Below are 25,639 nucleotides of genomic sequence, written 5' to 3' on the forward strand. Positions count from 1 at the left end.
GGGGCCTCGCAGTAGGATGCGGGCATGCCTGACCAGCCCGAATATCCCGCGCCGTTAAATTCAGTCGGCGCCCCGCCTCCGCGCCAAACGGAGCCGCTGTCAACCGTCTCAAGGGTGCCTGTGATCGCCAAGCTCGTTTGGCCGAAGTACCTTCAATATGTTCCGGCCATGGTCACCCGGACGTCGGAAGGCAAGGTCCTGGTCCAGTGGTGGCCGAATCCCTTCGGATCGGCCACGAGAATGACGTGGCTGAAGGATACGGACGTGAGGGCCGAGCTGCGCTATGAACGTTGAGCGCTAAGAGCGTTGAGTCAGGCGGCCGGGTTCGCGACGTCAACCAGCTTGGTGTTGTCGTCCACGAGTTCCACAGGCCTCATCGTCCACGCCGATGACAAGCCATACGCCTCGCCCAGCACGGCGTCCAACAAGGCCTGGCCCCTGGTTTCCTTGGGGTCGATCCAATCGTCGATCAAATCCGGAGAGATCGGAACGGGGATCCGGTCGTGCAGATTGTGCAGCCGCTCCTGGACGCCTTCCGGGGGCGAGTCCATGGTCAGGATCGAGCAGGACAAACGCCACGCGCCTGGCGCCGACTTGTCCTCGATGCTCTCGTCGCGCCATGGCGCAAACAAGCCGGCGAAGGTAATCAGCTCATCTTGAGGTTCGACGATGTAGCGCTGCTTGGGATCCTTGCGGCCGGGCCCTGATTTCTTCCACTCATAGTAGGCAGAGGCCGGAACCACCGCCCGCCACTTGGGCAGGGAAGCCCTGAATGCCGGTGTTGCGCCAGCCGTTTCCGAGCGCGCGTTCCAAGTGGGCACCCTCGAATCGAAGGACTTGGAGAATGTTGGAACCAAGCCCCATCGCCCGGCCGCGAGCTCGCGGCCGACTGACCCGTCTCCTGCCCGTCCCCGCAGAAAGACCACGGGATCGGTCGGGTTGATCTGGAGCGTCGGGGAGGGGTAGTCGGTATCACCGCGCAGCACGGCACCGAGCTTCCTCGAGAGATAGTCTGCCTCGAAACCGACACTGAACCGACCGCACATATCGACATTCTCGCTTAGCGCTTGGTACAACGCCAGCCGCCGAAGCCCATACTGGAGCAAGACGAACGAATCCGCATCCTGACAATCCGGACATTTGGAGGGCCCCATGAGCAACCCGCGCGGCGAGGACATGCCGCTGGCCAATGGCGGCCCCGCCCGCTTGACCGGACCCGTGCTGGCAGGGGTACTCCCGCACCAGCCTCCCACGGTGGTTGAGAAAGCCGCTGAAGTTGCGCTCAGCGCCGGATTGGAGCTGGTCCTGGCCTTCGCCGACGTCACGAGCTTCCCGGCGGCGGGGGACCGGGATGGGCACCTGGTGGCCCAAGCGATCGATCCCGACGGAATCGACGACGACGCCGCGGCCATCTCGGAGTCGCTCCAGTCCCGCATCGCGGATCAACTCGACGGAACGGGCGTGCAGTGGACCTTCGTGACGCTCGCCGGCGAGCCTGCCCGGTCACTAGGCCGGTACGCGGCGAGCATCAACGCTTCCATGATCGTGGTCGGAACTAAGGAACACGGCCTCGGACCGAAGTTTGAAGGACTGGTCACCGGATCGGTAGCGTTGCATCTGGCACATCGCCAAAACTGCCCCGTGCTCATGGTTCCCTTGGGCCGTCACGACCCAAGCAGGGATCAATGAAGGAAAGCAGCACCGCCCCTCCCGGAGCCGAAACCCGGACGGCGTCAACGGACCGGGCCCTGCACCGACCCCTCCATCTGCACGGCCGGTTCGTTCTGCTTGTCGCAGCCGGAGGAATCCTCGGGGCTTTGAGCCGCTACGGGTTTGGCATGGCGCTTCCCGCGCCGGACGCCTGGCCCCTGCCCACCCTGCTTATCAATCTGTCCGGCGCGCTCGCGCTTGGCTGGCTACTCGAAGCGCTCGCGCGGAGAGGGCCCGACGCCGGTCTCCGCCGGATCGCCCGCTTAGGCATTGGAAGTGGTTTCCTCGGGGCATACACCACCTACAGCACCCTGGCGCTGGACTCGGTGCATCTCTTCGGAGCAGGACGCGGAATGGATGCCATGTGGTACTTGGTAGCCAGCCTGTTGGGCGGTGTCGCGGCCACCACCCTCGGTATTTGGCTTGGGACGCTTCGGCACAAATCCTCCCAACGGGGGAAGGCCCAGCCATGACGCTCCTTCTGATCGCGCTCGCGGGCGGTGCAGGGGCGGCTGCCCGTTTCGTGGTGGATGGAGTGGTCCGTTCCTGGGCCCGGACTGCGCTGCCCCTGGGCACCATCTTCATCAACCTCTCCGGGTCGCTGCTAATGGGGATCCTGGCGGGTCTGGTCATGGCACATCAGGCTCCCGAATCCCTTCAGCTGATTCTCGGCACTGGATTCCTCGGCGGATACACGACCTTTAGCACGGCGAGCTTGGAGACTGTCAGGCTTGTCCAGAGCGGCCGGACCGGCCTTGCCTTCCTTAATGGCGTGGGCACTATGGCGGCATGCGTCGGGGCCGCGGCGGCCGGCGTCGGGCTCGTCTTGTTGTTCTGAAGCCGTACACCGCACACGTCCGAGAAAGTCACCTACACCCAGTGGCAACCAAACTCTGGGATAACCCCTCAGGAGAAACTATGTTTGAAAAAGTCGTGCAGGACGGGGTCGTCCTGAAGCCTCTCGAGCCATGGCACGCCGGCGAGTTTGCCGAGCACATGAACAGGGCGAGAGACCATATACGGCCGTGGGTCGGACCGACTTTTGTGACCGACACCGTAGAGGGTGCCCGCGCCACGCTTCAGCGTTACGCCACAGCCACCGCGAACGACGGGGCGCGCATCTATGGACTCTGGAACGAAGGCAGGATCGTCGGAGGCGTGATGTTTGTGACGTTTGACTCCGCCCGGGGCATTTGCGAGATCGGCTGCTGGCTTGAACCCGGTGCTGTCGGAGGGGGTCTCATCACCCGGTCGGTCGAACTGCTCATGGAATGGGCTTTCGTAGAGCGGGGGATGTCCCGCATCGAATGGCGGTGCCGCACCGACAACGACCGCAGTGTTGCTGTCGCGCAGCGACTGCGTATGCGCTCGGACGGAATCCTTCGCAGTAGCTGGGTCTACGACGGAAAGCGATACGACAAAGAGGTATTTTCAATACTTCGTCCCGAATGGATGGGCACACGGCCTGATATCGCTCAGTGAGAGGCGCCGTGCTGCGATAACCCGCCTTGAATGGCACGTCTCTTTTTGAAGTTTCGAATCCGTCCTTAGAAGGGGCCATTACTGAGAAACTGTTCGTCGCCCGGGCCCCACAAACCGTCCCGATGTGTACGCTTCCCGTATGGGCAACGTGACCTCAGAAGGCAGATTGTGGCGGCGGATCCTGCAGGGGCTGGCGAACCTGTTCGCGGACGGAGGACCTTTGGCGGCTGGATGGGGCTTCGGGCGACGGAAGAACAAATAGCTGCGCTGACAGCGCTAGCGAGGCCGTTCGACGTCGGGAGCTGCTGTCCCCGTAGCGGCTCTCCCTCAAGGCCACGGTGACGAAATTGTTCGATAAGTCACATTTGTCCGTCAGGGTCGACTAACCTCATCTGAGGACTAAGGGGGCCTATGTTGGAAATCGCGTTGACCTGCGCAAACGCAGACTTGAATGTGGATGCAGGCGGTACCGTCCATTTGCGTTGGGCGCCAGGCTCATCGGTATCGGGCGCCGATGCCGACGCCGTCGTCGCTGCTGTCCGTGGCGTGACCGAAGGCCGGCTACAGCCGATGCTCGTCGAGGTCGTGGACGTATGTTTGGGTCTCGAGGCCAGAGCGACGCTGTTGGGGACCCGGTTTGTGTCCGCTGTTGCACTGGTCGGGGCTACGGTGGTCGACCGGGTGATGGCCGCGGCGTTGCTGCGTGAGCAAGAGTGCCCACACGGATACTTCACGTCCGTCGAGGACGCCAGGGAATGGCTGAGCGGGCTGCCAGATCCGCAGGCGTTGGAAGAAGCGGTCGTCTGATTCACCGCGATTTGGGGTTGGGATCTCAGGACCCTCAAAACGGCGGCCGTGAGATGCTGAGCGAATGATTCTGGAGCACGCGATCCTCCCCGTACGTCCCGGCCGCGAGTCCGATTTCGAAGAGGCCTTCCGGGCGGCTCAACCCCTGATCAGCAGGCAGCACGGGTTCCGCAACCTGTCGATTTCACGCTCGATCGAGTCCCCGAACCTCTACTTACTCCTCGTTGAGTGGGACTCGATAGAAGCCCACACGGAAGGTTTCCGCGGATCCGCCGACTACGAGCGGTGGAAGGAATTGCTGCACCATTTCTACGACCCGTTCCCCGTCGTCGAGCACTTCACGACGGTTCCGTAACCCGCCTGCAATGGATCCTCGTGCGAGTCAGAGCAGGCCTTTGCCGACGGCTTCATAGATGGTGCTGATGGTCGGCGTGAACCCGAGGCTGCGGGCGAGGGTCACATCCATTTGTCCCTTCCAAGGGTGCGTGAGCGGTTCCGCGGAAGAGCCGTAGGGGTGGCCGACAATCTGGGATAGCTCATAAATGCTGAGCGCTGACTCGTCGGCGACGTTGACGGTACGGCCGTCGAAAGCGCCCGTAAGGGCCAGGGTGAATGCCGTGGCGACGTCGGCGTGGTGTATGACGCTGAGCCGCTGTGCAGGGTGCCATCCCATGCCGCCGGCGAGTTCGGGGAGGGCCTCGAGATGTCCGTCCTGGTCACCGTAGATGAACGGGAGCCGGAGGATAGCCCACGTGAGCCGACTGGAGCGGAGCAGGTTTTCGGCTTCGATCTTGCTGGCCGGGTAGGCGAGGGTCGGGACAGTGGCGTCGTCCTCGCGTGCGGGATGCGGGATGTCGGCGTCATAGACGTTGGAAGTGCTGGCCAGAAGGAATCGGGCATCCGGTGCGTGCTGCTCAACAGCGGCGAGCAAGTTGCGGGTGCCTTCACGGTTGACTGTCCAGATCCGGTCCTCGTCGCGAGTGCGGAAGACTGCGGCAAGGTGGATGACCGCGGTGACGCCTTCCACGGCTGCCGGCAGGGACTCTGGGCTGAGGATGTCACCTTCGGCGCGTTCCACGCCGCCGGGGAGTTCCTTTCCGGGGCGGACAAGGGCGCGGCATTCAATGCCCGCTTCGGTGAGTCTCTTGAGGAGGCGGGGGCCGACCAAGCCGGTTCCTCCGGTGACGAGAATTGTCATGGTTTCCCTCCGACGAGGGGGGCTGCGAGTCCCGCGAGCAGGATGCTGATGCCCTGGTCCAGTTCGGCGGCGCCGTCGTAGTCGGCGAGCACCGGGCCAAGGGCGCGGAGCCGGGGAAATTCCTTCGCGGGCAGGCGGTGGAGACCAAGGCGGAGCAGCGCTTCGTTTTCCTCCGGGTCCACGATGAATTCCTGCAGTTCATTGAGAATGTGGCCGTACAGGAAGCCGTAGTACGCCCGGTAGACGTGCAGCGCGTCGCCCGGGGCGAAGCCGGCGTCGATCAGCAGCGAAAGGATCTGCTCAAGCGGGCGTAGCGTGCCCAGCGGGCGCAGGCCCAAGGGCGTCGACAGTGGGCGGGTGACGAGCAATGGCACAACGTTCGGGTGCCGCAGCGCCAACAGACGCAGATCGTGGGCTATCTGCCGCAACTGTGCCTGCCAGTCGGGGTGGTCCGGGAAGGCGGAAAGCTCTTTCAGGACCTGCTCTGTCACTCCGTCCAGGAGCGCCGCGCGGTTGGCCGCGTACCGGTAGAGACTCATCGGATCCCGGCCTAGTTCCTGTCCCAGACGGCGCATCGTGAGGGCGTCCAGTCCTTCTGCGTCCACCAGTGCCAGGGCTGCGGACAGGACGAGGTCCCGGCTCAGCCTGGGTTTCTGCCCGGCGGGCTTGTCGCCGGCACCTTCGGCGGAAGGATTGGCCGGAGACTCTGGGGGAGGCATGGGTTTACATCCTGATCTGATCGTTCCATCGCGGCTCTTGCCGGGAAAATAAGCTTGCTTACTTTAGAGTCTACGCGTAAAGTCTACATTGTAGACGAGTTCCTACGGAGGTTTAAGGACGCGGTCTCAAGCGTATGGCAGCGGGCCGTTCGCTCCGCTTCGGAAGCCCGTCACTGCGCACCGCGCATAGACCCCCAAAACCGCATTTACCCACCACTCACCTTTACTTACACTCAATAGTAAGTATGCTTACTAATGAATGCCCTAGGCCGCCGGCCAGGGCACGCAAACAAACAAGGGAGATTCACATGTTGCTTTGGATAGCCATCATTATCGCCGTTCTCTGGCTTCTCGGCTTGCTCGGCGGCATCGGCGGAGGGCTCATTCACATCCTTCTGGTCGTCGCCGTGATCGTTCTGATCTTCCACTTTGTCCGCGGCAGGTCACGCGTCTAGCCTCCAGCTGCAACGCTGTCGCCCCTCCTGGGCTTAAGTCCAGGAGGGGCGGCCGCATTTAAGGGCCGGACTCCTCCGGGGGAACGGCCTTCAGCTACCCCCGGCCTCTACTTCTTCAAAAGGCTCCGGGGATTCAACCCGGCCCAGGAGCGACAGGCGGCTCGCGATTCTGGCCACGTCAACGGTCTGGGCGCTTGTCTGCCGCGAGCCACCCAGATACGCCAGATCCCGGGCCGGATCGCCGGCCAAGTCCCAGCCCATGGGGCCGTGTCCGACCAGGAACAGCGTGATGTCCTTGTCGTAGAGGACATCCACCACATTGCTGAACCGTTGCCAGGCCGATGCGGACCCGGCAGCCGACTCGACTGTGGGCGACGGTACGCCGTCGATCACCCAGGTGTCGTAGTCCTCTGCCAAGGCGAGGTAGTCCGCCGTCGACATGAGGCCTTCGCACAATTCCGCGAAACCAACCCAGAGCATGTCGTCGGCCGCTTTGACGGTGAGTCGTTGCGTCGTGGGCGTGAGGATCCGCTCCTGCGATTTCGACGGCGGGAACAAACCGAAAGCGCCCAACTGCTTAGGCGTTCCGGGGGTAATGATCCTGCCCCTGCTGAAGGCCTCCAGGCCAGGGGAGTCGCTCGGGCCTGCCGCAGCGGAACCGGGAACCGGCGAACGCCGGAAATCAGTGTCTCCGTCGATCTCCATGATGTCCATCATCTCCTTGATCACCCCGATGGTCGGGTCGAAAGCGACTGGGAACACTAGAGCCAGTTCTTCCGCTTGAAGATGACCCACATGACAAAGCCCGCGAGAACCATCATGCCGAGCGCCATGGGATAGCCGAACGGCCAATGCAGCTCGGGCATGATGTCGAAGTTCATTCCGTAGAGCCCGGTGACAAATGCGGGTGCGAAGAAGATCGCGGCCCACGAGGAGATCTTCTTGGTTTGTTCGTTTTGTGCCGCACTCGCCTCGTTCTGGCGGTTCGCGGTCAAGGTCCCGTCGAGGGTCAGGGCGTTTTGGAGCAGGTCGCGGAACCCGCTTGCCCGGGAAATTACCTGCTCGACATGGTCTTCCACATCGCGGAGCTTGCGCTGCAGTTCGATGTCGACCCCGTATTTCACGAACCCGCGCTTCAGGGAGGCCATCATTTCGGGGAGCGGGTTGATGGCGCGCTGGAACTGGATGACCTCGCGGGCGAGTTCATAGATGCGCCGCGAAACCAGGGGATCGCCGCCGAACAGCTGGTCCTCGATCTCGTCGATGTCGTTTTCCAGCCCGGAGATCACGGGGCCGTAGTCGTCCACCACCCGGTCCAGCAGCGCGTACAGGACGGCTTCGGGACCGTGGCACAGGAGCTCCGGTTGTTGTTCCAGATCGCGGCGGACCTTCGCCACCCCGGGCGTTTCCGCGTGCCGGACCGTGACCACGAAGTTCTTCCCCGTGAAGATATGAAGTTCGCCGAACTCCACGGTCTCCGTAGCGTCCACGTATCTCGCAGGACGCAGGACCGTGAAGAGGTTGTTGTCGTACCGTTCCAGCTTGGGCCGCTGGTGGGCATTGACGGCGTCCTCGACGGCGAGCAGGTGGAGGCCGAACTCGGCAGCCACGGCCGCCATTTCCGCCTCGTCGGGCCGGTACAGTCCAATCCACACCATTCCGCCGTGCGCGGCCAGTGTTTCGACGCTTTGCTCAAGGCTTCCCGGAGTCGCGGTCCGGATACCGTTCACATAGACGGCATTGTCAATGATGGTCACGAGGTTATTCTCCTCCGCTACTGCAACGCCCCGATGATTGACCCGGCGGCGGTCATGGCCACGATGTCGTGGCCGGAGTCGATGAGGGTCACGGCGGACGGCCTGCCCGCGAAACCGTTGTGGATGACGTGGCCGCCCACGCGGAAGACGACCCCGATCACGAGCGCGAAGAAGCCGCAGGCCAAGCTGCCATGCACGCCCAGCTTTCCGATGAGGACGGCCAGCAGAATGCTCGTGAGTGCTGCGGCAACCATCATGGGGATCCAGATTCCAGCCCCGCCGTCGATCTTCTTGAGGTCTTCCTCGGTCTTGCCGATGGCCCGCATCCATCGTCGGCCGAGGACCGCCGGCATGTACCAGACAAATCCGATGACCATGCTTGAGATGAATGCCAGGAGTATGGCCAGCCAGTTGATGTGCGGAAGAGAAGAGAGCCAATCCATTCTGGAATCCTAGTCGGCTTGGCTGACCGGCGAATCAGGGGAAAGCTGCGTTTTGGCCCGTTTGGTGGCGCCGGCGGTCTCTGCCGCGTCCACGAGCCTGCCGATGAGCGGCTCTGTCCGGTAGGGGATATGGGTGTGCAGGGCAAGGACCGTTTCCGTGCGGATGACGCCTTTTGTTCTGAGGATGGAGCGAAGCGCGGTTTGCAGGTTGTGCGTGTCGGTGGCCACCACCCGGCACAGGAGATCGCCCCTCCCGGAGATTTCATGCACCTCGAGGACCTGGGGGATGCGGCGGAGGGCTCCGATCACTCCGTCGAGTTCCCGGTGGGTCACCTCCAGGGTCACGAAGCCGACGACGTCGTATCCCACCTTTTCGAGGTCGACCTCGCGGCCGCCGTCGTTCAGTACGCCCGAGCGGACCAGACGGCGCATCCTCGATTGGGCGGTGTTGCGCGCAATCCCGAGGGACTCGCTGAGTTCGCCGATCTGTACCCGGGGATCGCGGATCAACTCCAGCAGGATCTTCAGGTCCGTCGGATCGAGGCTGTTCAAATCATCACTCCGGATCATTTTTAGTCATCGACAAACATCAATTTTGACTGTCCTGATCAATTCTTTCATGGACATCTGATCTATCCGGCAGGTTTGCGACATCCTGTTGCCATCAATTATTTTGGGCCGCACAGTCCCGGCCCACAAAGCCCGGTTCCGTGACGGCCGCTGAGGCAAAGGCACGGAAATGACTGTCTTTAGCGAACTCCGCATGCGCCAGGCCACCGCCGGGCGCTGGGGCTGGGATGCTTCCACCACGGCGCGGCTGGTTTTGGCCGGCGCCGTCATGTTCACGCTCCTGGTCGGTGCCAACTTGGCGAGTCCGCTTTATCCGTTGCTTCAGGCGGAACTGGGGATCACCTCACTCGGCGTGACAATTGCCTTTGCAAGCTACGTCCTGGCTCTCGTGGCTGTGCTGATGCTCGCCGGCCACTGGTCCGACCACATCGGCAGGCGTGCGGCACTGGTGCTGGCCGTTCTCGTGGGCTTGGCCGGCGGCCTGGTTTTCGCCAACGCGGACAATCTCCTGATGCTCTCGGCCGGCCGGATGCTCCAAGGCGTCGCCGTTGGCCTTGCCACCGGAGCGAGCTCGGCGGCTTTGCGTGAATTGCTTCCGTCCCGGCCCGAGTGGGCTTCGCGCTTCACCTTGCTGTCTTCCTCCGGAGGTGTGGCCGCCGGTCCCGCCATCGGCGGATTGCTTTCGCTGCTCCCGGGCGCTACCTCAACGCCGTTCTTCATCCACGCTGCCGTCCTGCTTCTTTTGCTGGTCCCGCTGTGGCTCCTCAAGGCTCGTCCGGCGATTCGGCCTGCCGAAGGCCCGCGTCCCTACACCGTGCTCGCTCCGCGGCGCCCCTCCGTTTCGCGGGAAGCCAGGGGAGCGTTCTGGCTCGCCTCCAGTGTGGGATTCCTCAGCTTTGCCGTGTTCGGATTCTGCCTTTCGCTCGCGCCCGGCTACTTCGCCGTCGTCGTGCATGCCGATTCCCGCCCCATGACCGGGCTGCTGGCCGGACTCACCCTCGGGGCGTCCGCGCTCAGCCAATTGCTGAAAGTCCGCGGCCGGTTCGCCGTGCCCGCTGGATTGGCCGTCCTGGGAGTCTCCATTGTGCTGGTCGGCGCGGCGGCCTCTTTGTCCAGTCCGGTGCTGCTGGTGGCGGCAAGCCTCTCCGCCGGGGTGGGGCAGGGGATCGCCTTCCGGCTCGTGTTCAATGACGTTGCCAGCAAGGTAGAGGCGTCCCGGCATGCGCAGATCATCAGCACCGTGTATGTCATCACTTACCTTGGCAGCGCCGTGCCGGTCATCGGGCTGGGCCTGGCCGCCTCGGTCATCGGCTTGAGCGCAGCTGCCAGCTATTTCACCGTGGTGTGCGGGCTGGCAGCTGCGGTGCTCACCGTCCTGTCCCTCCGCAGGGTGCTCCGGAAGGGCTGAGCCGCAGTTCATCCGGCATAGCCGAGTTCGCAAAGATTGATTTGCAAAGAAATGCTTGCAAAGGTTTCTTTGCAAGAGTAGCGTTTCCACCATGGATACGGCCCAAGAGCAGGAATTCCCCGTCCGCAAGGTCGACACGGCGTCCCTCAAAGCGCTCGCGCACCCGCTGCGCGTTCAAATCCTCGAGATGCTGTCCCGTTATGGGCCGCAGACCGCGTGCAGCCTGGCCGAGCTCCTCGATGAATCCAGTGGCGCCACGAGCTACCACCTGCGGCAACTTGCCAAGTTCGACTTCGTCCATGAGGTCCAAGGCAAGGGGACGGCGCGGGAGCGGTGGTGGGAGCGGCCCAGGGGAGCCATCCAGATCACCTCGCCCGAGTTGGCCCATTCACCGGCAACGCAGGAGGCCTCGCGGCTGGTAACCCGCGAATTTGAACGCAGCAGGCAAGCAGTCCTCGCCGACTTCATGGCACACGGAATGGACTCCCTGGACGAAGATTGGCTCGACGCAGCCATCGTCAACACCGCCAACGCCCGGATGTCAGCCGAACAGCTCGCCCGTTACTCCCGCTCCATGGAAGCCTTCGCCCGCAAGCTCCTGGAAGAAATCAGGAGCGAACCCGAGGCGGCCGATGCCCGCCCCGTGCAGATCCACTTCAACGCATTCCCGATCCTGGGCGTCCCGGCATGGGCCGGGGACAAGAAATCCCGCGACGCGAAGTCGCACGCGGCACACACCGAAGGGAAAGAATCATGAGCACTGCCACCGCATCATGCGGCACCTATCGCCGGCCCTCCATCTTGGAGTCGGCGGCCGCCGGAATCGGAACGAGCCTGGTCTCGTGGGCCGAGCGCAGGCGCTACATTCCTCCGGCCGAGCTGGCCATGCAGCGAGCGGCGCTCACGCGCCGGCAGGAACTCGGTGAATTGCGCCGGGACGCCCTGGGGGCCGCACACTCGGGACTCGAGCCGCATCACTGAGCCGGTCTAATCCACGTCCAAGCCGGCCGCTATTCCGGCAGCGGACCGTGGTTGCCTTGGATGTGGGCAAAGACCAAGGTGGTTTCGGTGTGGCCCACCACGGGGTCCGTCGCGAGGTTGTCCAGGACCCAGTCGCGAAGGTCGTCCGTGTTGGCAACCGCGATATGCAGAAGGTAGTCCACGGAGCCCGAGGTGTGGAACGTGGAGATCACTGCGGGAAGCGCGGGAACCCGGGCTGTGAAGCGGTCAATCTGGTCGCGGTCATGGGCGCGCAGGCGCACGGCGATCAGGGCCTGGACCGAACGCCCGATTGCCGGAAGGCTGAGGACAGCTTCGAACCCCTCGATGATGCCTCGTTCGGAAAGCGACCGCGTGCGCATGAGCGCCGTCGACGGTGCGATTCCGACCAGTTCGGCGAGCTGCTTGTTGGAGATCCGGGCATCGTCAACCAATGCCGCCAGGATGCGTTCGTCGATCGCATCCAAAGGCTCGCTGATGCCGACGGGCCGAACGTTCTTCGGGGTGGTGCTCACGGATCCTCCTGAAAGTGCTTTCTGTTCATCATAGGGGCCAATTTCCGCGCAATCCATTCATTTGCACTGTCAATCTCCGAATTATTGCCAGATACTTACCGAATTCAACGGTGAATAATTCAAGGAGAGCTGTGACAGCCATCGACACACTCGCAGTCCACGCGGGCCGGGCCGGACTCACGGAACAAGGCGTGCACGCCGTTCCCATCGACCTTTCAACCACTGCGCCTTTGCCTTCAGTCCACGACGGCGGCCTCGCGTACGAGCAGATGGCCACGGGAGGCGTCCCCCTCGACGGTCAAAGCACCGTGTACCAGCGTCTCTGGAATCCTACGGTAGCCAGGTTCGAAGACGGCGTAGCGGCGCTCGAAGGTGCAGCGCAATCCGTCGGTTTTGCCTCAGGCATGGCCGCGTTCAGCGCGGTGCTGCTCGCCGCCCAATCGGAAGGCAAGACGCACGTGGTTGCCGTACGGCCCCTCTACGGCGGCACGGACCACGTGCTGGCCAGTGGCCTGCTTGGCAACCAAGTCACCTTCGTCAAGGCCGACGGCGTGCGGGATGCCCTGCGTCCGGACACCGGCCTGGTGGTGGTGGAGACCCCCGCGAACCCGAGCTTGGACCTCGTGGACCTGAACCGCCTCGTGTTCGACGCCGGAGACGTTCCCGTACTTGTGGACAATACGTTCGCCACGCCGATTCTCCAGCAACCGCTTAGGCACGGCGTCGCGATGGTGCTCCACAGTGCCACGAAATTCCTGGGCGGCCACGGCGATGCCATGGGCGGTGTCGTGGCAACGAGCGCGGAGTGGGCCACGCGGCTGCGCCGGGTCCGTGCCGTGACCGGCGGCATTCTGACTCCATGGCCCGCGTACCTGTTGCACCGGGGCCTGGCGACCCTTCCCATCAGGGTGCGCGCCCAGCAGGACCACGCCCACAAGATCGCGGCTGCGCTCACGAGCCACGAATTGGTCGCCAAGGTTTACTACCCGGGGCTTCCCGAGTGCGATCCCCTGCACTTGGTGGGCACGCAGATGAGCGGTCCGGGCTCATTGATGGCTTTCGACCTCGAATCGGCCGAGCATGCGGAACGCATTCCCGGCGCAGTCCGCCTGATCACGCACGCGGTGTCGCTGGGCGGCATCGACACGTTGATCCAGCACCCCGCCGGACTGACCCACCGCCCGGTGGCCCCGGAGGCCAAGCCCCAGGCGCGCATGCTGAGGCTTTCCATCGGCTTGGAAGACCCCGCCGACATCATCGAGGACCTGGTCCAGGCGATCGAGTCCACCCGTTAGCGTGTCCCGGAGCTGATTTGAGCCTTGGTTACCCAAGGCAATCGGCTGGTTACCTTGAGTCGTTCGCATTACCATGAAATTGCTGGGGTTGTCAATTTCCAAAGGTGAATCGGATGACTCAAGGAGGCACTCGGAATGAGTGATGTCAGTCCACTAAGGAATGCAGTCCGCAAGGGAAGCGGCCTCAAGCAACTGGGTGGTACTTGGGGTGAACTCCTCGCCGAGTTCCTCGGCACGTTTGTCCTGATCGCTTTCGGCGACGGCGTCGTGGCCATGGCAGTTGCCGCGTTGCCCGGCTCGGGACGGGCCGCGACGTCCACCACGATCTTCATGGCCGCCGGCGATTGGTTGTTGATCACGTGGGGATGGGCCATCGCCGTGACGATGGCAATCTACGTCGGGGGCGGAGTCAGCGGGGCCCACATCAATCCGGCCGTGACGCTTGCTTTCGCGGTGCGGCGGAAGTTTCCGTGGAAGAAGGTAGGCCCATACATCCTTGCCCAGGTTGTCGGAGCCTTCGCTGGCGCGGCGCTGGTGTACCTGCTCTACCACGATGCCATCGACGCCTATAACAAGGCTGTCGGCACCGGGCGCGGGGATCCGAAGGGCCTGGCCACCTACTCCATTTTCGCCACGTTCCCGGCACCGTACTTCAATGGGAATCCCGTGGGGCCGCTGGTGGACCAGGTTGTTGGCACGGCTTTCCTCGTCTTGTTCGTCGTGGCCATCATCGACATGCGCAACACGGCCGTACAGGCGAACCTGGGTCCGTTCATGATCGGGCTGGCCGTGGCGGCGATCGGCATGTCCGTGGGCGCGAACGCCGGTTACGCCATCAACCCAGCCCGTGACTTCGGACCGCGGTTGTTTGCGTGGCTCGCCGGATGGGGCCAGACGGCGCTACCGGGCACTGTGGACGGGTCGTTCAGTTGGTACTTCTGGATCCCGATCGTCGGCCCCCTCGTGGGCGGAGTGGTCGGTGTGCTGATCTACGACTGGTTCATCGGGGATGTGCTCCATGCACGCACCCTGCTGGCAGAACCCATGCTTCCGGGACGGACCGGCGCGGAGATCCCTCCGGCGTCCGAACCGAAGCGGGCAGCCTAGCGATTGCTCAATCCCGGGGCCCATCCACCGTGCGGCGCACGCACGGTCACGCGGAGGAGCCGACGACGGCGACCCGGCGCGCCGGGGATCGGTGCACGACGGCGGTGATCACCGCCGTCGTGCACGCCAGTGCCATGACCGTCAAGGCGAGCGCCGTCCAGCCGAAAGCCTGGAAGGCGAGTCCTCCGGCCCAGCCGATGATGCTGGAACCCAGGTAGTAGGAGAGGTTGTACAAGGACGCTGCTTGCGCGCGGCCGCTCGTCGCGATGGTCCCGGTCCAGCCTGCTCCAATGCTGTGCGCGGCGAAGAAGCCGCCGGTGAAGACCACCAAGCCTGCCAGAACGGCGGCGATGTTGTCCCATAAGGTGAGTCCAAGGCCGGCCGTCATGGTCGCGATCCCGGCGAGCATGACCGTGCGGCGGCCGAAGCGCATGGACAAGCCGGCTCCCCAGCGGGAGCTCACGGTTCCGGACAAATAGGCCAGGAAAATCAGGCTGACCACCGTGGCGGGAAGTCCGAAGGGCGCGGCGTGGAGGCGGAATCCGAGGTAGTTGTAGACAGCCACGAATCCACCCATCAACAGGAATGCTTGAACGTAGAGGGCCAGCAGCCGTGGATTGGAAGAATGGCCCGCCAGCGTCTTCATGGCCCCGCGGAACCCTCCCGCCGAACGTGGCGTGAAGCGTCGCGGCTTCGGCACCAGCAGCAGGAACAGGGCGGCCGACACTGTCGCCAGGACGGAGACCGCGAAAGCTGCGGCCCGCCAACCCCACAATTCACCGATGGGTCCCGCGAGCAGGCGGCCGGCCAGTCCGCCGAGGGTGGTGCCGGCGACGTAGCTGCCGGCGGCCAGCGCAGCGTGCACTTTGTTGACTTCTTCATTCAAGTAGGCGATGGCGATCGCCGGAATACCGCCCAGGGCCATGCCCTCCAGTGCCCTCAAGGCCAGGACAAGGGGGAAAGTGGGAGCGAGGGGGACAAGCAGGCCCAGGACGGTGGCCGCCGCGATTCCGATGGCCATCGCACGCACGCGGCCGATCTTGTCGGCAACGAAAGACCAGGGCAGCACCGTAGCCGCGAGGCCTACCGTGGCCAAGGAGATGGTGAGTGCTGCCTCCGCGGCCGTGATGTGCAGTTCGTTCGCCATGAGCGGCAAGACCGCCTGGGTGGAGTACAGCTGCGCGAAGGTGGCCACCCCGGCGAGGGCCAGGCCGGCGAGGATCCGCCGGTATGCGGTGGAGCCTTTCAGGTGGCCTTCCGCTTCGGACTCGGCGGGGTTCCTGGGTGCTGCGCTTGTACTCACCCTTCCACAGTAGGGCGAGCCTAAGTGATGACTCCAATGCATTAGTTGTTTAGAATTGATAGCAGATTTGGATGATTCTTACGGCAGTCGATCTGAGAGTGGACAAGTTATGGACATCGAACACAAGCAATTGGTCCAATTACTCCCGTTGCTGCCACTGCTGGCCGAGCTTGGCCGCACCGAACATGTCACCGAGACAGCCGAACTGCTCGGAGTACCCCAATCGACGGTGAGCCGGGCGCTGGCCCGGGCAAGCGCCGTCGTCGGAACCGAGCTCCTGATCCGTGAGGGGCGCGGCGTCCGCCTGACCCCTGCCGCGAAGACGCTGATTCCCTACATCGAGGCGGCGCTCGCGGAATTCCAGGCGGGACTCGACGTGGTCCGCCACGAGTCCGACGTTGTCCGCGGTCGAATCGCCGTGACCTTCCAGCACACTTTCGGCGAGGCCACGTTGCCGCTCCTCATGAGCGCGTTCCGGAGCCGGCACCCCACTACGGCTTTCGAGCTGAGCCAAGGAGCGCGTGCTGCGTGCCTTGAATCGCTCCTCGCCGGTGACGCCGACTTCGCGTTGACGGCACCCGTGGCGGCTCCGGGCAGGAACCTCGGCTCGGCGGCACTGTACCGCGAGCCGCTGCGGCTCGTGGTCCATCACCGCCATGCAGTGGCCCGGCGGCCCAGCGTGCGGCTCGCCGAACTCAAGCACGAGCCATTCGTTTCCATGGGGCCAGGCTTCGGCCTGCGCTCGCTGACCGACGCGATCTTCCGGGATGCGGGCTTCCGCCCGAGGGTCGCTTTCGAGAGCCAGGACTCGCACACCATCCGCGGGCTGGTGTCCGCCGGCTTGGGCTACAGCATCCTGCCGCCCGGGGGACTGGGTCCGGGACCTCAAGGGGTCCTGGATTCCACCGACCTGGGGTGGGTGGAGGTACCGCTCGACTCGGAACTCGCATACCGGGAGATAGGGATAGCCTGGCGCGAACGGCGCAAAGAACCGGACCCCGTCAGGCTTTTCCGCGAACTCGTCCTGTCCGAAGGGCCGGGGCTGCTCGCAGGGCTGGTCAGGGCGCGGTCCGGAAGCGAGCCGCGGTCCGGAAGTCAATAGGAGCACCAAGCGGCCCGCGCTAGGCTTTTGGACGTGGAGACTGCAGAGAACACGACGCCCCTGCCCGATGTAACGGTCATCGGGCTCGACATCGGTGGTACGAAGACCCGCGGTGTCCGATTCGAGGACGGCAAGCCGGTCCGTGACGAAAGCACCGGCAGCTCCAACGTCCAGAACGTGAGCCGGGAGACGGCGGCCAGGAATCTCGCCGAGCTCTTCGCCATGATCGGTGGCGGCGACGTTGACCGCGTCCTGGCCGGGGCCGGCGGAATCGACACCGACGCCGATGCCCGTGCCCTCGCCGAGCTGATCGAACCCCATGTTCCGGGCGCCCAGGTCACGGTGGTCCACGATTCCCGTTTGCTGCTGGCGGCAGGGCGGGCCAGCACAGGAGTGGCTGTCATTGCCGGGACCGGATCCGCGGCCTGGGGAAAGAACGCCGAGGGGGAAGAAGCCCGTGCCGGCGGCTGGGGCTTTCTCCTGGGCGACGAAGGCAGCGGCTACTGGCTGGGCAGGGAGGCGGTGCGCCACAGCCTCCGCCGGATGAACAAGGGGCTGGAACCGGATGGCCTCACAGCGGCCCTTTTGGAATCCTGCGGGGTGGACGATCCCAACAAACTCATCGCGCTTTTCCATTCGGAGGACACGGACCGGCGGTACTGGGCACAGCGCGCAAGCGCCGTGGTCGAGACTGCCCGCGAGGGGCTCGAGATCAGCCGGCAACTCCTGGACCAGGCAGGACGGGATCTCGCGGAGCTCGCAGCGCAGGCCGTCCGGCAACTCGGCCTCCCCGGACCAGTGATTTTGGGCGGCGGGCTCGGCATGAACGTGGAGCCCTTGCAGTCCGCTTTCCGGGCGGGGCTGGCCGCACATGGAATCACCGATGTGCGCGTCCTGGACCAGGAACCCGTTTTCGGTGTGCCGCGGATTGTCGCGGAGCTTCCTTAGCCGGACACAGACCCATGTGCGACGCGCAAACGGCCAGCGCACCCCGAGAGAGACTGGCGACGCGCGGATACCGGTGTCCCGAGCCCTGCTCTGTGTCCCCAAGCCATTTGGGTGTCGTGAACCCTAGCCAGTAGCCCTGTTCCGGGACCTCGGCTTGAGCTGGACCCCCGGCATGGGTGGTGCGGCGATGCGCCCGGCTTCAGCTCCGGCGTCGGGCCCGTGGCCGTGGATCCAACCGAAACGGGCATTGCGGGCGTCCTCGTCGTCCAGGAGCGCCTGGGCCTCCCAGTCTTCGCGGGCCTGCTCCACTTCCTCATGCGTCCGGCCCACGAAGTTCCACCACATCAGGATGTCCTCCTCGAAGGGTTCGCCGCCCAGGAGCATGAAGCGGGTTCCCGGAGCTGCCTCGAGCCGGAGCGATTCCCGGCCCATGCCGAGGAAGGCCAGGGGACCGGGGTCAACTTCCTGGCCGTCGATCACCGCGGAGCCGTCCAAGACCAGGACCGCATGCTCGAAATCGGGGTTCAGCGGCAGCTCGACGGGGCCAGATGCCGAGATTTCGACGCCGACTATCGGGCTGTACATGACGGCGGGGGAGCGTTGCCCGGCGAATTCACCCACGAGCACAATCGCCGTGAAACTGTCCACGGCGACCACCGGCAGCTCGACGATCTGCTGGAACGACGGCGCCCGGTGCCGGACGGCGTCGGGCAAAGCGACCCACAACTGCAGGCCCCGGGACAGCGGCAGGAGAGCGCCGCCGTCGGGCGCGTCCGGGTCGAGTCCAGGCGGCAGGACGCCGAACTCGGAATGCGAAATGCCGCGGCCGGCCGTCATGATGTTCAACTGCCCGGGACGGACCACGACGTCGCTTCCGACGCTGTCGCGGTGCCGCACCTCGCCGTCGAGGGGCCACGTGACCGTCTGCAATCCCATGTGCGGGTGCGGAAGAACGCTCATCGCGACGCGATCCGGGCCGAAGCTGTCGAGGAAACACCATGCTCCTACCGTCGGCATGCCGCGTTGGGGGAGGGTGCGGGAGACATTCATGGCCCGGACGCCGCCGAGGGGAACCTCGCGGGCCGGCCAGAGCTGCACAAAGGGTCCTTGCCCGGGATGTCCGGCCGGGCAGACTTCCTGCGACGGGGCCGTTTCCAAGTTGGTCACAATACAACTCCCTGTGCTGAACGGTGTTCCCTCCAGCTTAGGCCTAGGCTGGCTCCATGAGCATCCAGTTCGACACCCGCCCGGCCGCGTACGGAGTGGTCATCCGCGACGGAGCGATCCTCCTCGCCTATTGGAAGCAAGACGGCAAGGAAGGCTGGACCCTTCCCGGGGGAGGCCTGGACCTGGGGGAACATCCCGTGGACGGCTGTCGCCGCGAGATCCAGGAGGAAACCGGATACGACGCCGATATCGGGCCGATGCTCGGAATCGACGTCGGCCACTGGCCGGGTGAAGAGCGGATGGACGGATCCGACCGTGATTTCCAGGCCATCCGGCTGGTCTACGAGGCGAGCATCACGGGCGGGGAATTGACCCACGAAATAGACGGCAGCACCACCCACGCCGCATGGGTTCCGCTGGGCAAGGTTCCCGGATTGAACCGGGTATCCCTGGTGGACATCGGCCTCCGCCTCCATAGCGAGCGGCCCCTCAACGGAAAACTGCAGTCGCCCTGAGCATTGCCGATTCATTACGGTCTTCGCGCCTGCGCTGACATCGTCGGTGGTGCTGGTTAGGCTGTAGAACATCAGTTCACTGTTGATTGACTTCCATCGTTGATATTTGCGGCCCGAAAAGTTAGGTAAGCCCCGGAATGGCTGAAGCCATGATTGAGTTCCAGAGCGTCACCAAGCAGTATCAGGGTGGGCAACCCGCCGTGGATGGATTGAGCATGTCCATCGACAAAGGTGCCATCACCGTTTTCGTCGGGCCTTCGGGTTGCGGAAAGACCACGTCCCTGCGGATGATCAACCGCATGGTGGATCCCACCTCGGGCACCATCACCGTGGACGGCAAGGATGTTTCGAACGAACCGGCCGCCCAGTTGCGCCGCTCCATGGGCTACGTCATGCAGTCTTCGGGACTCATGCCGCACCGTTCGGTCCTGGACAACATTGCCACCGTTCCGCGGCTCAACGGCGTTTCCAGGGCTGCAGCCCGCAAACGCGCGGAAGAGCTGCTCGACGTCGTCGGGCTGGCTTCGGTCCTCGGCAAGCGGTACCCGTCCCAGTTGTCCGGCGGCCAGCAGCAGCGCGTCGGGGTAGCCCGTGCGCTCGCAGCGGACCCGCCCGTGCTGCTCATGGATGAGCCTTTCAGCGCGGTGGACCCCGTGGTCCGCGACGAACTCCAGCAGGAACTCCTCCGGCTGCAGCGCGAACTGGCCAAGACCATTGTTTTCGTGACCCACGACATCGACGAGGCCACCGTGCTCGGCGACAAAGTGGCCGTCTTCGCCGTCGGGGGCAAACTGGCGCAATACGCGGCACCGGAAGAGATCCTCCGGGCCCCTGCCAATGACTTCGTCGCCTCGTTCGTGGGCCGCGACAGGGGATTCCGGCACCTTGCCTTCAACGGCGCCGAAGCTGTTCCGGTCCATCCGGTCAAGACGGTGGAGGTCCCGCAGGTTGCCGCGGGGAGCACCGAATGGGCCTTGGTGCTCGACGGCGACTCCCGGCCCACGGGTTGGGCCTCGCCACGCGACGGTGCCGGGCTGATTCCCGGAGGCTCCCTGTTCCGGCGCGGGGATACGCTCCGCCGGGCGCTGGATGCCGCCTTGTCCTCGCCTTCCGGCCTTGGCGTGGTGGTTGACGACGACGGCAGGCTCGTCGGCGTCCTCAAAGCCGATGAAGTGCTGGCCCTGATCGAAGTGACCCGGCACAACCGGGAGGACGCCCCCTGATGGAATGGTTCCTGGCGAACAGCGGCATGGTCTTCGAACGGGCCGGAGAGCACCTCATCCTGGCTTTGATTCCCATGGTTTTGGGACTGCTCATCGCGGTGCCCTTGGGGCAGCTGGCCCGGCGGAACCGTACCCTCAGGGCAGTGGTCACCACGGGAAGTTCGCTGCTTTACACCATTCCTTCCTTGGCGCTTTTCATCATCCTGCCGCCGATCCTGGGAACCCGGATCCTGGATCCGCTCAATGTGGTGGTCGCCCTCACCCTCTATGCCGTTGCCCTGCTGGTGCGGGCCGCCATGGACGCCTTCGATTCCGTGGACGACGACCTCCGCATGGCGGCTGTGTCCATGGGATTCAAGCCGACCGCACGATTCCTGCAGATCGACCTTCCGCTGTCCCTGCCAGTGCTGTTTGCGGGCCTTCGCGTGGTGTCCGTCAGCAATATCTCCCTTGTGAGTGTCGCCGCGCTCCTGGGGGTCGGGAACCTGGGAATGTTGTTCACCGACGGGCTGCAGCGGGCGTTCGTCACAGAGGTGGTGGTCGGCATCATCGCGATCCTCCTGCTGGCCCTCGTCATGGACACCGTCCTGGTCCTTCTGGAGAAACTGCTGACGCCCTGGACGCGCGCCGGTGCGGTCACCGCCAAGCAGGATGGCAAAACAGTGCAGTTCATCGCTGATGCCCCGGTCCACGCGGAGGCAGGCCGATGAGCAACATCTTCGTTGACACCATCGCGTGGCTCACGGATCCGGCCCACTGGTCGGGAAGCGACGGAATCGCCACGAGGCTCCTGGAACACCTGCAGTACTCGGGGCTGGTCCTGGTGATTGCCGCGGCGATCGCCGTGCCGGTGGGTCTCTTCATCGGCCACACCGGACACGGGCGCGTCGTTGCCGTGGCGTTCGCCGGCGCTTTGCGGGCCCTTCCCACCCTTGGCCTGCTCGTACTCTTCGCCCTGTTGGCCGGGAGCGGTCTGATGCCACCCGTCTGGGCCCTGGTCATCCTGACGGTACCGCCCCTCCTGGCCGGGACCTACGCAGGGATTTCCAGCGTGGATCCGACGGTGGTTGACGGTGCCCGTGCCATGGGCATGACAGAACTCCAGATCCTGTTCCGTGTGGAGCTGCCCAACGGACTTCAAGTCATGTTCGGCGGCATCCGCACGGCGGTCCTGCAGGTTATCGCAACGGTTTCCGTGGTGGCATATCTTCCGCTGGGCGGCCTGGGGCGTTATCTTTTTGACGGATTGGTCCTTCAGGACTTCCCCCGCATGCTCGGCGGGTCACTGCTCATCGCGGCGCTGGCAATCGCCGTCGACCTCGTTCTGGCCTTGGCGCAGAGGATCCTCCTCCCGCCCGGACTTTCCATCGATTCCAACGGCGGCCACAAGGCCGCCGGAGATCTCGCAGCCACCGCACCAGCGGGGGCTGCCGTTCAAGGAGGTACCGCATGAAGCAACCCGTCACCCTGACCCGCCGCGGGCTCGGCGGCCTGGCGGCCGGAGTCGGCATTGCGCTCGCATTGAGCGCATGTGGCGGCAGCCCGCTGTCCAGCCCGTCCACCAACGCTCCCTCCGGGGCCGGTGGCTCGCTGGTCGTGGGCTCGGCAGATTTCCCCGAGAGCCAGGTCATCGCCGAAATCTACGCCGGAGCACTGAACGCCGCCGGCGTCACCGCCACGACGAAGCCCAATATCGGATCCCGCGAGATCTACTTCAAGGCTGTCCAGGACGGTTCAATCGACCTCGCCCCCGACTATTCGGGCAACCTCCTGTCCTACCTGGACACCAATGCCTCGCAGGTCTCGGCCGATGACGTCTACAAGGCGCTTCCCGGCAAGCTTCCGCAGGGCCTGGGAGTACTCGACCCCGCCAAGGCCGAAGACAAGGACGCCATGGTTGTCACGAAGGCCACGGCGGAGAAGTACCAGCTCAAGTCCATCGAAGACCTCGCCAAGAACTGTGGGGACTTCACGATTGCGGCACCGGCAACCTTTGAGACCCGCGCCTACGGGCTCCCGGGCCTCAAGGCCAACTACAACTGCGTTCTCAAAGGCCTGAAGCCGTTCAGCGACGGAGGCGGCAACCTGACACTGCAGGCGCTGCTGTCCAACGACGTCCAGGTTGCCGACATCTATACCACCACGCCGTCCATCCAGGACAACGCGCTGGTGGTCCTGGATGACCCCAAGAACAACTTCAAGGCCCAGCAGGTCCTCCCGCTGTACAACATGGCCAAGATGACGGACAAGGCGAAGGCAGCGCTCAACAACGTGTCCAAAATCCTGACCACGGACGACCTCATCAACCTCAACCGCGCCGTGAGCGGCAACCAGAAGCAGAATCCCAAGGATGCTGCAGCCGCTTGGCTCAAGGACAAGGGGATCGTGAAGTAACTTTCCCAAGCAGTGCCCGGCGGCGGAGGCCACGGCTAAGGACGACGGCGGCGAGGAACCCTTGTGGGGGCCTCGCCGCCGTCGTCGTCAATGTGAGTGATGTCTCAACGGAAGTACATCCCCGGTGTGGCATATTTGATGAATGGCAGAATTCAAGCAGTCCACCAAGCTTCATAATGTCCTTTACGACATCCGTGGACCGATTCTTCAGGCCGCCCAGCAGATGGAGGCAGAGGGTCACCGCATCCTCAAACTGAATATCGGAAACCCGGCACCGTTCGGATTTGAAGCGCCGGACGCGATTTTGGTGGACATGATCCGCCATCTGCCCCATGCCCAGGGTTACAGCGATTCGCGCGGAATTTTCTCGGCCCGTACCGCCGTCTCGCAGTATTACCAGACCCGTGGCATCCAAAACATCCACGTTGACGACATCTACCTTGGCAATGGCGTCAGCGAGCTGATCACCATGTCGCTCATGGCCTTGCTGGAAGTGGGGGATGAGATCCTCATTCCCACTCCCGACTACCCGCTCTGGACCGCCTCGGTAGCACTCGCCGGTGGCCGTCCGGTCCACTATCTGTGTGACGAAGAATCGGGCTGGCAGCCGGACCTTGAGGACATGGAATCCAAGATCACGCCGCAAACCAAGGGCATCGTGGTCATCAACCCCAACAACCCCACGGGTGCGGTGTATCCGGAGGAGACCCTTAAGAAGATCGTGGCCCTGGCCGAAAAGCACGGCCTGGTGGTGTTCGCCGACGAGATCTACGAGAAGATCCTCTACGAAGACGCTGTCCATGTGAACCTTGCCGCGCTCACCGGCGACGACGTCCTCTGCCTGACGTTCAGCGGATTGTCCAAGGCCTACCGGGTGTGCGGCTACCGTGCCGGCTGGATGGCTATCTCCGGTCCCAAGAAGGACGCAGCAGACTACCTCGAGGGCATCAACCTGCTCGCCAACATGCGTTTGTGCGCCAACGTGCCAGCACAGCATGCCATCCAGACCGCCCTCGGCGGCCACCAAAGCATCAACGATCTCATCCTGCCCGGCGGCAGGCTCCTTGAACAGCGGAACAAGGCCTACGACCTGCTCAATGCCATCCCCGGCGTGAGCACACAACAGGCCAGGGGAGCCCTCTACCTGTTCCCGAAGTTGGACCCTGAGGTCTATCACATCCGCGACGACGAGAAATTCGTCCTCGACCTTCTCAGGGAACAGAAGATCCTCGTCTCCCACGGACGGGCCTTCAATTGGGTGCGTCCGGACCACTTCCGCATGGTGACCCTGCCAAACGTCAAGGATATTGAAGAAGCGATCGGCCGCATGGCGGACTTCCTGGGGCGGTACCAAGGGAACTAGCCTGTTGTGCACGCCGCGACGAATGCGGCCAGACCAGAGGAGAAGCCGACATGGCCGCTGCAGTGCGTTTCAAGCACAGTCCGTCAAAGGAACTGAAGGCCGGGCCGGGCTTCTTGCTGTCCGAAGTGGACCCGGAATCGACGCCGGGCTACAAAGGGAAGAAGTCTGACGGTGTCGCGTTGCTTGCCGCCCAGGACGAGCGCTTGGACGAACTGCAGGAGATGCTCTTTGCGGAGGGAAAGTTCGGATCGTCCAAACGGGTGCTGCTGATCCTCCAAGCCATGGATACTGCCGGCAAGGGCGGGATTGTCGAGCACGTCGTGGGGTCCATGGATCCCCAGGGAGTGAAGGTTGCTCCGTTCAAGGCTCCAACGGACGAGGAGAAAGCCCACGATTTCCTCTGGAGGGTCGAGAGGTCCCTTCCTGACGCCGGATTCGTCGGGGTCTTTGACCGCTCGCACTATGAGGATGTGCTGATTCACCGGGTGCACGGTTGGGCCAATGAGGCCGAACTGGAACGGCGCTATGCCGCCATCAACGAGTTCGAGGCACGCCTCGCCGAACAAGGCACGGCGATCGTCAAGGTCATGCTCAACATCAGCCGCGATGAACAGAAGGAACGCCTGCTTGCACGCTTGGACGACCCCTCCAAGCACTGGAAGTACAGCACCGGCGACCTCAAGGAACGCGCGTTCTGGGACTCCTACATGGACGCCTACCAACTCGTCTTCGAGAAAACCTCAACCGACGTGGCACCTTGGTATGTGGTTCCGGCGAACAAGAAATGGTTTGCCAGGATCGCTGTCCAGGAACTCCTCCTGGAGGCGCTCGAAAAGCTGGACCTGGCATGGCCCGCTGCCGACTTCGACGTATCGGCGGAACGGGCCCTGGCCGTCCGGTCCTAGCCGGCGGTCGGGCTGTCCTCGCCCTTGCTCCGGGCCGCGGCCAGCCTTCTGCGGGCGCCCTCCAACCACTCCTCGCAGCGCTTCGCGAGCGCCTCGCCGCGTTCCCAGAGGGCCAGTGATTCCTCAAGGCTCGCTCCGCCGGCTTCAAGGCGGCCCACCACGGCCATGAGCTGCTCACGGGCTTCCTCGTAGCTGAGGGCGTCGAGGTTGTCAGCGGGAGCCTTGGCCGCAGGGGAGGTGTTTTCTGCTGTCAT

The 25,639-nt window shown here is 64.1% G+C and carries 33 protein-coding genes; 22 read left to right on the forward strand and 11 right to left on the reverse strand.

Annotated features, from left to right (window positions below):
- Nucleotides 1-24: 24 nt before the first annotated feature.
- Complete coding sequence (locus ACSBOX_RS05545) at nt 25-294, forward strand: hypothetical protein (protein WP_148667388.1); 270 nt, start codon at nt 25-27, stop codon at nt 292-294.
- Between the two features lie 17 nt (nt 295-311).
- Here the strand turns inward: ACSBOX_RS05545 and ACSBOX_RS05550 are convergent, their stop codons facing one another.
- Nucleotides 312-1,046, reverse strand: a complete 735-nt coding sequence (locus ACSBOX_RS05550) for an SOS response-associated peptidase (protein ID WP_442545144.1) — start codon at nt 1,044-1,046, stop codon at nt 312-314.
- 106 nt (nt 1,047-1,152) lie between these two features.
- Between ACSBOX_RS05550 and ACSBOX_RS05555 the strand changes: the two genes are divergently transcribed.
- The 6 genes from ACSBOX_RS05555 to ACSBOX_RS05580 all read left to right on the forward strand — a co-directional run bounded on the left by ACSBOX_RS05555 (nt 1,153) and on the right by ACSBOX_RS05580 (nt 4,354).
- A complete protein-coding gene (locus ACSBOX_RS05555; protein WP_442545145.1) occupies nt 1,153-1,689 on the forward strand; it encodes a universal stress protein in 537 nt (178 codons plus the stop codon).
- Nucleotides 1,686-2,183, forward strand: a complete 498-nt coding sequence (locus ACSBOX_RS05560) for a fluoride efflux transporter FluC (RefSeq protein ID WP_442545146.1) — start codon at nt 1,686-1,688, stop codon at nt 2,181-2,183. Before ACSBOX_RS05555 ends, ACSBOX_RS05560 begins: the two co-directional genes overlap by 4 nt.
- Nucleotides 2,180-2,548, forward strand: coding sequence for a fluoride efflux transporter CrcB (gene crcB, locus ACSBOX_RS05565; RefSeq protein ID WP_078108229.1), 369 nt, complete (start codon nt 2,180-2,182; stop codon nt 2,546-2,548). The genes ACSBOX_RS05560 and crcB overlap by 4 nt, the downstream gene beginning before the upstream one ends.
- An 80-nt stretch (nt 2,549-2,628) precedes the next feature.
- Entirely contained in the window at nt 2,629-3,192 is a 564-nt protein-coding gene (locus tag ACSBOX_RS05570; RefSeq protein ID WP_442545147.1) for a GNAT family N-acetyltransferase, read from the forward strand.
- A 411-nt stretch (nt 3,193-3,603) separates the two neighbouring features.
- Nucleotides 3,604-3,999, forward strand: coding sequence for a DUF7793 family protein (locus tag ACSBOX_RS05575; RefSeq protein ID WP_442545148.1), 396 nt, complete (start codon nt 3,604-3,606; stop codon nt 3,997-3,999).
- Between the two features lie 64 nt (nt 4,000-4,063).
- Entirely contained in the window at nt 4,064-4,354 is a 291-nt protein-coding gene (locus tag ACSBOX_RS05580; protein WP_442545149.1) for an antibiotic biosynthesis monooxygenase family protein, read from the forward strand.
- 27 nt (nt 4,355-4,381) lie between these two features.
- Here ACSBOX_RS05580 and ACSBOX_RS05585 read toward each other — a convergent pair whose 3' ends face one another.
- Both ACSBOX_RS05585 and ACSBOX_RS05590 read right to left on the reverse strand, forming a co-directional pair.
- Nucleotides 4,382-5,197 (reverse strand): NAD-dependent epimerase/dehydratase family protein, encoded by an 816-nt coding sequence (locus tag ACSBOX_RS05585; protein WP_442545150.1) that lies wholly within the window; start codon nt 5,195-5,197, stop codon nt 4,382-4,384.
- The gene (locus ACSBOX_RS05590; RefSeq protein ID WP_442545151.1) at nt 5,194-5,916 is read right to left on the reverse strand and encodes a TetR/AcrR family transcriptional regulator C-terminal domain-containing protein; all 723 of its coding nucleotides are present in this window, start codon (nt 5,914-5,916) and stop codon (nt 5,194-5,196) included. Before ACSBOX_RS05590 ends, ACSBOX_RS05585 begins: the two co-directional genes overlap by 4 nt.
- Before the next feature lie 308 nt (nt 5,917-6,224).
- On the opposite strand from ACSBOX_RS05590, the gene ACSBOX_RS05595 reads away from it, so the two are divergent.
- The gene (locus ACSBOX_RS05595) at nt 6,225-6,371 is read left to right on the forward strand and encodes a lmo0937 family membrane protein (protein WP_139359721.1); all 147 of its coding nucleotides are present in this window, start codon (nt 6,225-6,227) and stop codon (nt 6,369-6,371) included.
- A gap of 90 nt (nt 6,372-6,461) precedes the next feature.
- On the opposite strand, the gene zapE is transcribed toward ACSBOX_RS05595, so the two are convergent.
- From zapE to ACSBOX_RS05615, 4 genes are read right to left on the reverse strand one after another with little or no spacing between them, the layout of a single operon-like run.
- Nucleotides 6,462-7,133, reverse strand: a complete 672-nt coding sequence (gene zapE, locus ACSBOX_RS05600) for an AFG1/ZapE family ATPase (protein ID WP_442545152.1) — start codon at nt 7,131-7,133, stop codon at nt 6,462-6,464.
- Entirely contained in the window at nt 7,133-8,128 is a 996-nt protein-coding gene (gene corA / locus ACSBOX_RS05605) for a magnesium/cobalt transporter CorA (protein WP_442545153.1), read from the reverse strand. Before corA ends, zapE begins: the two co-directional genes overlap by 1 nt.
- Nucleotides 8,129-8,145: 17 nt before the next feature.
- Nucleotides 8,146-8,571 (reverse strand): DUF1761 domain-containing protein, encoded by a 426-nt coding sequence (locus ACSBOX_RS05610; protein WP_442545154.1) that lies wholly within the window; start codon nt 8,569-8,571, stop codon nt 8,146-8,148.
- A gap of 9 nt (nt 8,572-8,580) precedes the next feature.
- Entirely contained in the window at nt 8,581-9,141 is a 561-nt protein-coding gene (locus ACSBOX_RS05615) for an Lrp/AsnC family transcriptional regulator (RefSeq protein ID WP_442545155.1), read from the reverse strand.
- A gap of 169 nt (nt 9,142-9,310) precedes the next feature.
- Here ACSBOX_RS05615 and ACSBOX_RS05620 point away from each other — a divergent pair, with 169 nt between their 5' ends.
- From ACSBOX_RS05620 to ACSBOX_RS05630, 3 genes are all read left to right on the forward strand, one after another.
- Complete coding sequence (locus ACSBOX_RS05620; protein ID WP_442545156.1) at nt 9,311-10,549, forward strand: MFS transporter; 1,239 nt, start codon at nt 9,311-9,313, stop codon at nt 10,547-10,549.
- A 91-nt stretch (nt 10,550-10,640) separates the two neighbouring features.
- Complete coding sequence (locus ACSBOX_RS05625; RefSeq protein WP_442545157.1) at nt 10,641-11,306, forward strand: ArsR/SmtB family transcription factor; 666 nt, start codon at nt 10,641-10,643, stop codon at nt 11,304-11,306.
- Nucleotides 11,303-11,530, forward strand: coding sequence for a 2-nitropropane dioxygenase (locus ACSBOX_RS05630; RefSeq protein WP_442545158.1), 228 nt, complete (start codon nt 11,303-11,305; stop codon nt 11,528-11,530). The genes ACSBOX_RS05625 and ACSBOX_RS05630 overlap by 4 nt, the downstream gene beginning before the upstream one ends.
- A gap of 29 nt (nt 11,531-11,559) precedes the next feature.
- Here ACSBOX_RS05630 and ACSBOX_RS05635 read toward each other — a convergent pair whose 3' ends face one another.
- Nucleotides 11,560-12,063, reverse strand: coding sequence for an Lrp/AsnC family transcriptional regulator (locus ACSBOX_RS05635; RefSeq protein ID WP_078108298.1), 504 nt, complete (start codon nt 12,061-12,063; stop codon nt 11,560-11,562).
- 131 nt (nt 12,064-12,194) lie between these two features.
- On the opposite strand from ACSBOX_RS05635, the gene ACSBOX_RS05640 reads away from it, so the two are divergent.
- Nucleotides 12,195-13,358 carry a trans-sulfuration enzyme family protein gene (locus ACSBOX_RS05640; RefSeq protein WP_442545159.1) on the forward strand — a complete coding sequence of 388 codons (1,164 nt, stop codon included), beginning with the start codon at nt 12,195-12,197 and terminating at the stop codon, nt 13,356-13,358.
- A gap of 135 nt (nt 13,359-13,493) precedes the next feature.
- Nucleotides 13,494-14,465: an MIP/aquaporin family protein gene (locus ACSBOX_RS05645; RefSeq protein ID WP_442545160.1), complete on the forward strand. Its 972-nt coding sequence runs from the start codon at nt 13,494-13,496 to the stop codon at nt 14,463-14,465.
- Nucleotides 14,466-14,511: 46 nt separating this feature from the next.
- Here ACSBOX_RS05645 and ACSBOX_RS05650 read toward each other — a convergent pair whose 3' ends face one another.
- Nucleotides 14,512-15,768: an MFS transporter gene (locus tag ACSBOX_RS05650; protein WP_442545161.1), complete on the reverse strand. Its 1,257-nt coding sequence runs from the start codon at nt 15,766-15,768 to the stop codon at nt 14,512-14,514.
- Nucleotides 15,769-15,877: 109 nt separating this feature from the next.
- Between ACSBOX_RS05650 and ACSBOX_RS05655 the strand changes: the two genes are divergently transcribed.
- On the forward strand, nt 15,878-16,870 hold the full coding sequence (locus ACSBOX_RS05655) for a LysR substrate-binding domain-containing protein (RefSeq protein WP_442545162.1): 993 nt from the start codon (nt 15,878-15,880) through the stop codon (nt 16,868-16,870).
- Between the two features lie 33 nt (nt 16,871-16,903).
- Nucleotides 16,904-17,818: an N-acetylglucosamine kinase gene (locus tag ACSBOX_RS05660; RefSeq protein WP_442545163.1), complete on the forward strand. Its 915-nt coding sequence runs from the start codon at nt 16,904-16,906 to the stop codon at nt 17,816-17,818.
- A gap of 123 nt (nt 17,819-17,941) precedes the next feature.
- On the opposite strand, the gene ACSBOX_RS05665 is transcribed toward ACSBOX_RS05660, so the two are convergent.
- Nucleotides 17,942-18,985 (reverse strand): pirin family protein, encoded by a 1,044-nt coding sequence (locus tag ACSBOX_RS05665; protein WP_442545164.1) that lies wholly within the window; start codon nt 18,983-18,985, stop codon nt 17,942-17,944.
- A gap of 56 nt (nt 18,986-19,041) precedes the next feature.
- On the opposite strand from ACSBOX_RS05665, the gene ACSBOX_RS05670 reads away from it, so the two are divergent.
- From ACSBOX_RS05670 to ACSBOX_RS05700, 7 genes are all read left to right on the forward strand, one after another.
- Entirely contained in the window at nt 19,042-19,500 is a 459-nt protein-coding gene (locus tag ACSBOX_RS05670; protein WP_078108257.1) for an NUDIX hydrolase, read from the forward strand.
- A 137-nt stretch (nt 19,501-19,637) separates the two neighbouring features.
- Entirely contained in the window at nt 19,638-20,723 is a 1,086-nt protein-coding gene (locus ACSBOX_RS05675) for an ABC transporter ATP-binding protein (RefSeq protein ID WP_442545165.1), read from the forward strand.
- Nucleotides 20,723-21,433, forward strand: a complete 711-nt coding sequence (locus tag ACSBOX_RS05680) for an ABC transporter permease (RefSeq protein WP_442545166.1) — start codon at nt 20,723-20,725, stop codon at nt 21,431-21,433. Before ACSBOX_RS05675 ends, ACSBOX_RS05680 begins: the two co-directional genes overlap by 1 nt.
- Entirely contained in the window at nt 21,430-22,176 is a 747-nt protein-coding gene (locus ACSBOX_RS05685; protein ID WP_442545167.1) for an ABC transporter permease, read from the forward strand. Before ACSBOX_RS05680 ends, ACSBOX_RS05685 begins: the two co-directional genes overlap by 4 nt.
- Nucleotides 22,173-23,117, forward strand: coding sequence for an ABC transporter substrate-binding protein (locus ACSBOX_RS05690; protein WP_442545168.1), 945 nt, complete (start codon nt 22,173-22,175; stop codon nt 23,115-23,117). Before ACSBOX_RS05685 ends, ACSBOX_RS05690 begins: the two co-directional genes overlap by 4 nt.
- Before the next feature lie 142 nt (nt 23,118-23,259).
- The gene (locus tag ACSBOX_RS05695; RefSeq protein ID WP_442545169.1) at nt 23,260-24,480 is read left to right on the forward strand and encodes a pyridoxal phosphate-dependent aminotransferase; all 1,221 of its coding nucleotides are present in this window, start codon (nt 23,260-23,262) and stop codon (nt 24,478-24,480) included.
- Between the two features lie 50 nt (nt 24,481-24,530).
- Complete coding sequence (locus tag ACSBOX_RS05700; protein WP_442545170.1) at nt 24,531-25,385, forward strand: PPK2 family polyphosphate kinase; 855 nt, start codon at nt 24,531-24,533, stop codon at nt 25,383-25,385.
- Here ACSBOX_RS05700 and ACSBOX_RS05705 read toward each other — a convergent pair.
- Nucleotides 25,382-25,639, reverse strand: a complete 258-nt coding sequence (locus ACSBOX_RS05705; RefSeq protein ID WP_442545171.1) for an exodeoxyribonuclease VII small subunit — start codon at nt 25,637-25,639, stop codon at nt 25,382-25,384. The genes ACSBOX_RS05700 and ACSBOX_RS05705 overlap by 4 nt on opposite strands.

It is taken from the genome of Arthrobacter sp. KN11-1C (assembly GCF_052180225.1).
GTDB lineage: Bacteria > Actinomycetota > Actinomycetes > Actinomycetales > Micrococcaceae > Arthrobacter.

What these genes read in the sequence shown, in the direction of transcription:
- ACSBOX_RS05545 (WP_148667388.1), top strand. Translation starts at nt 25, where the DNA reads ATGCCTGACCAGCCCGAATATCCCGCGCCGTTAAATTCAGTCGGCGCC.
- ACSBOX_RS05550 (WP_442545144.1), bottom strand. Translation starts at nt 1,046, where the DNA reads ATGTGCGGTCGGTTCAGTGTCGGTTTCGAGGCAGACTATCTCTCGAGG.
- ACSBOX_RS05555 (WP_442545145.1), top strand. Translation starts at nt 1,153, where the DNA reads ATGAGCAACCCGCGCGGCGAGGACATGCCGCTGGCCAATGGCGGCCCC.
- ACSBOX_RS05560 (WP_442545146.1), top strand. Translation starts at nt 1,686, where the DNA reads ATGAAGGAAAGCAGCACCGCCCCTCCCGGAGCCGAAACCCGGACGGCG.
- crcB (WP_078108229.1), top strand. Translation starts at nt 2,180, where the DNA reads ATGACGCTCCTTCTGATCGCGCTCGCGGGCGGTGCAGGGGCGGCTGCC.
- ACSBOX_RS05570 (WP_442545147.1), top strand. Translation starts at nt 2,629, where the DNA reads ATGTTTGAAAAAGTCGTGCAGGACGGGGTCGTCCTGAAGCCTCTCGAG.
- ACSBOX_RS05575 (WP_442545148.1), top strand. Translation starts at nt 3,604, where the DNA reads ATGTTGGAAATCGCGTTGACCTGCGCAAACGCAGACTTGAATGTGGAT.
- ACSBOX_RS05580 (WP_442545149.1), top strand. Translation starts at nt 4,064, where the DNA reads ATGATTCTGGAGCACGCGATCCTCCCCGTACGTCCCGGCCGCGAGTCC.
- ACSBOX_RS05585 (WP_442545150.1), bottom strand. Translation starts at nt 5,197, where the DNA reads ATGACAATTCTCGTCACCGGAGGAACCGGCTTGGTCGGCCCCCGCCTC.
- ACSBOX_RS05590 (WP_442545151.1), bottom strand. Translation starts at nt 5,916, where the DNA reads ATGCCTCCCCCAGAGTCTCCGGCCAATCCTTCCGCCGAAGGTGCCGGC.
- ACSBOX_RS05595 (WP_139359721.1), top strand. Translation starts at nt 6,225, where the DNA reads ATGTTGCTTTGGATAGCCATCATTATCGCCGTTCTCTGGCTTCTCGGC.
- ACSBOX_RS05610 (WP_442545154.1), bottom strand. Translation starts at nt 8,571, where the DNA reads ATGGATTGGCTCTCTTCTCTTCCGCACATCAACTGGCTGGCCATACTC.
- ACSBOX_RS05615 (WP_442545155.1), bottom strand. Translation starts at nt 9,141, where the DNA reads ATGATCCGGAGTGATGATTTGAACAGCCTCGATCCGACGGACCTGAAG.
- ACSBOX_RS05620 (WP_442545156.1), top strand. Translation starts at nt 9,311, where the DNA reads ATGACTGTCTTTAGCGAACTCCGCATGCGCCAGGCCACCGCCGGGCGC.
- ACSBOX_RS05625 (WP_442545157.1), top strand. Translation starts at nt 10,641, where the DNA reads ATGGATACGGCCCAAGAGCAGGAATTCCCCGTCCGCAAGGTCGACACG.
- ACSBOX_RS05630 (WP_442545158.1), top strand. Translation starts at nt 11,303, where the DNA reads ATGAGCACTGCCACCGCATCATGCGGCACCTATCGCCGGCCCTCCATC.
- ACSBOX_RS05645 (WP_442545160.1), top strand. Translation starts at nt 13,494, where the DNA reads ATGAGTGATGTCAGTCCACTAAGGAATGCAGTCCGCAAGGGAAGCGGC.
- ACSBOX_RS05655 (WP_442545162.1), top strand. Translation starts at nt 15,878, where the DNA reads ATGGACATCGAACACAAGCAATTGGTCCAATTACTCCCGTTGCTGCCA.
- ACSBOX_RS05670 (WP_078108257.1), top strand. Translation starts at nt 19,042, where the DNA reads ATGAGCATCCAGTTCGACACCCGCCCGGCCGCGTACGGAGTGGTCATC.
- ACSBOX_RS05675 (WP_442545165.1), top strand. Translation starts at nt 19,638, where the DNA reads ATGGCTGAAGCCATGATTGAGTTCCAGAGCGTCACCAAGCAGTATCAG.
- ACSBOX_RS05680 (WP_442545166.1), top strand. Translation starts at nt 20,723, where the DNA reads ATGGAATGGTTCCTGGCGAACAGCGGCATGGTCTTCGAACGGGCCGGA.
- ACSBOX_RS05685 (WP_442545167.1), top strand. Translation starts at nt 21,430, where the DNA reads ATGAGCAACATCTTCGTTGACACCATCGCGTGGCTCACGGATCCGGCC.
- ACSBOX_RS05690 (WP_442545168.1), top strand. Translation starts at nt 22,173, where the DNA reads ATGAAGCAACCCGTCACCCTGACCCGCCGCGGGCTCGGCGGCCTGGCG.
- ACSBOX_RS05695 (WP_442545169.1), top strand. Translation starts at nt 23,260, where the DNA reads ATGGCAGAATTCAAGCAGTCCACCAAGCTTCATAATGTCCTTTACGAC.
- ACSBOX_RS05700 (WP_442545170.1), top strand. Translation starts at nt 24,531, where the DNA reads ATGGCCGCTGCAGTGCGTTTCAAGCACAGTCCGTCAAAGGAACTGAAG.
- ACSBOX_RS05705 (WP_442545171.1), bottom strand. Translation starts at nt 25,639, where the DNA reads ATGACAGCAGAAAACACCTCCCCTGCGGCCAAGGCTCCCGCTGACAAC.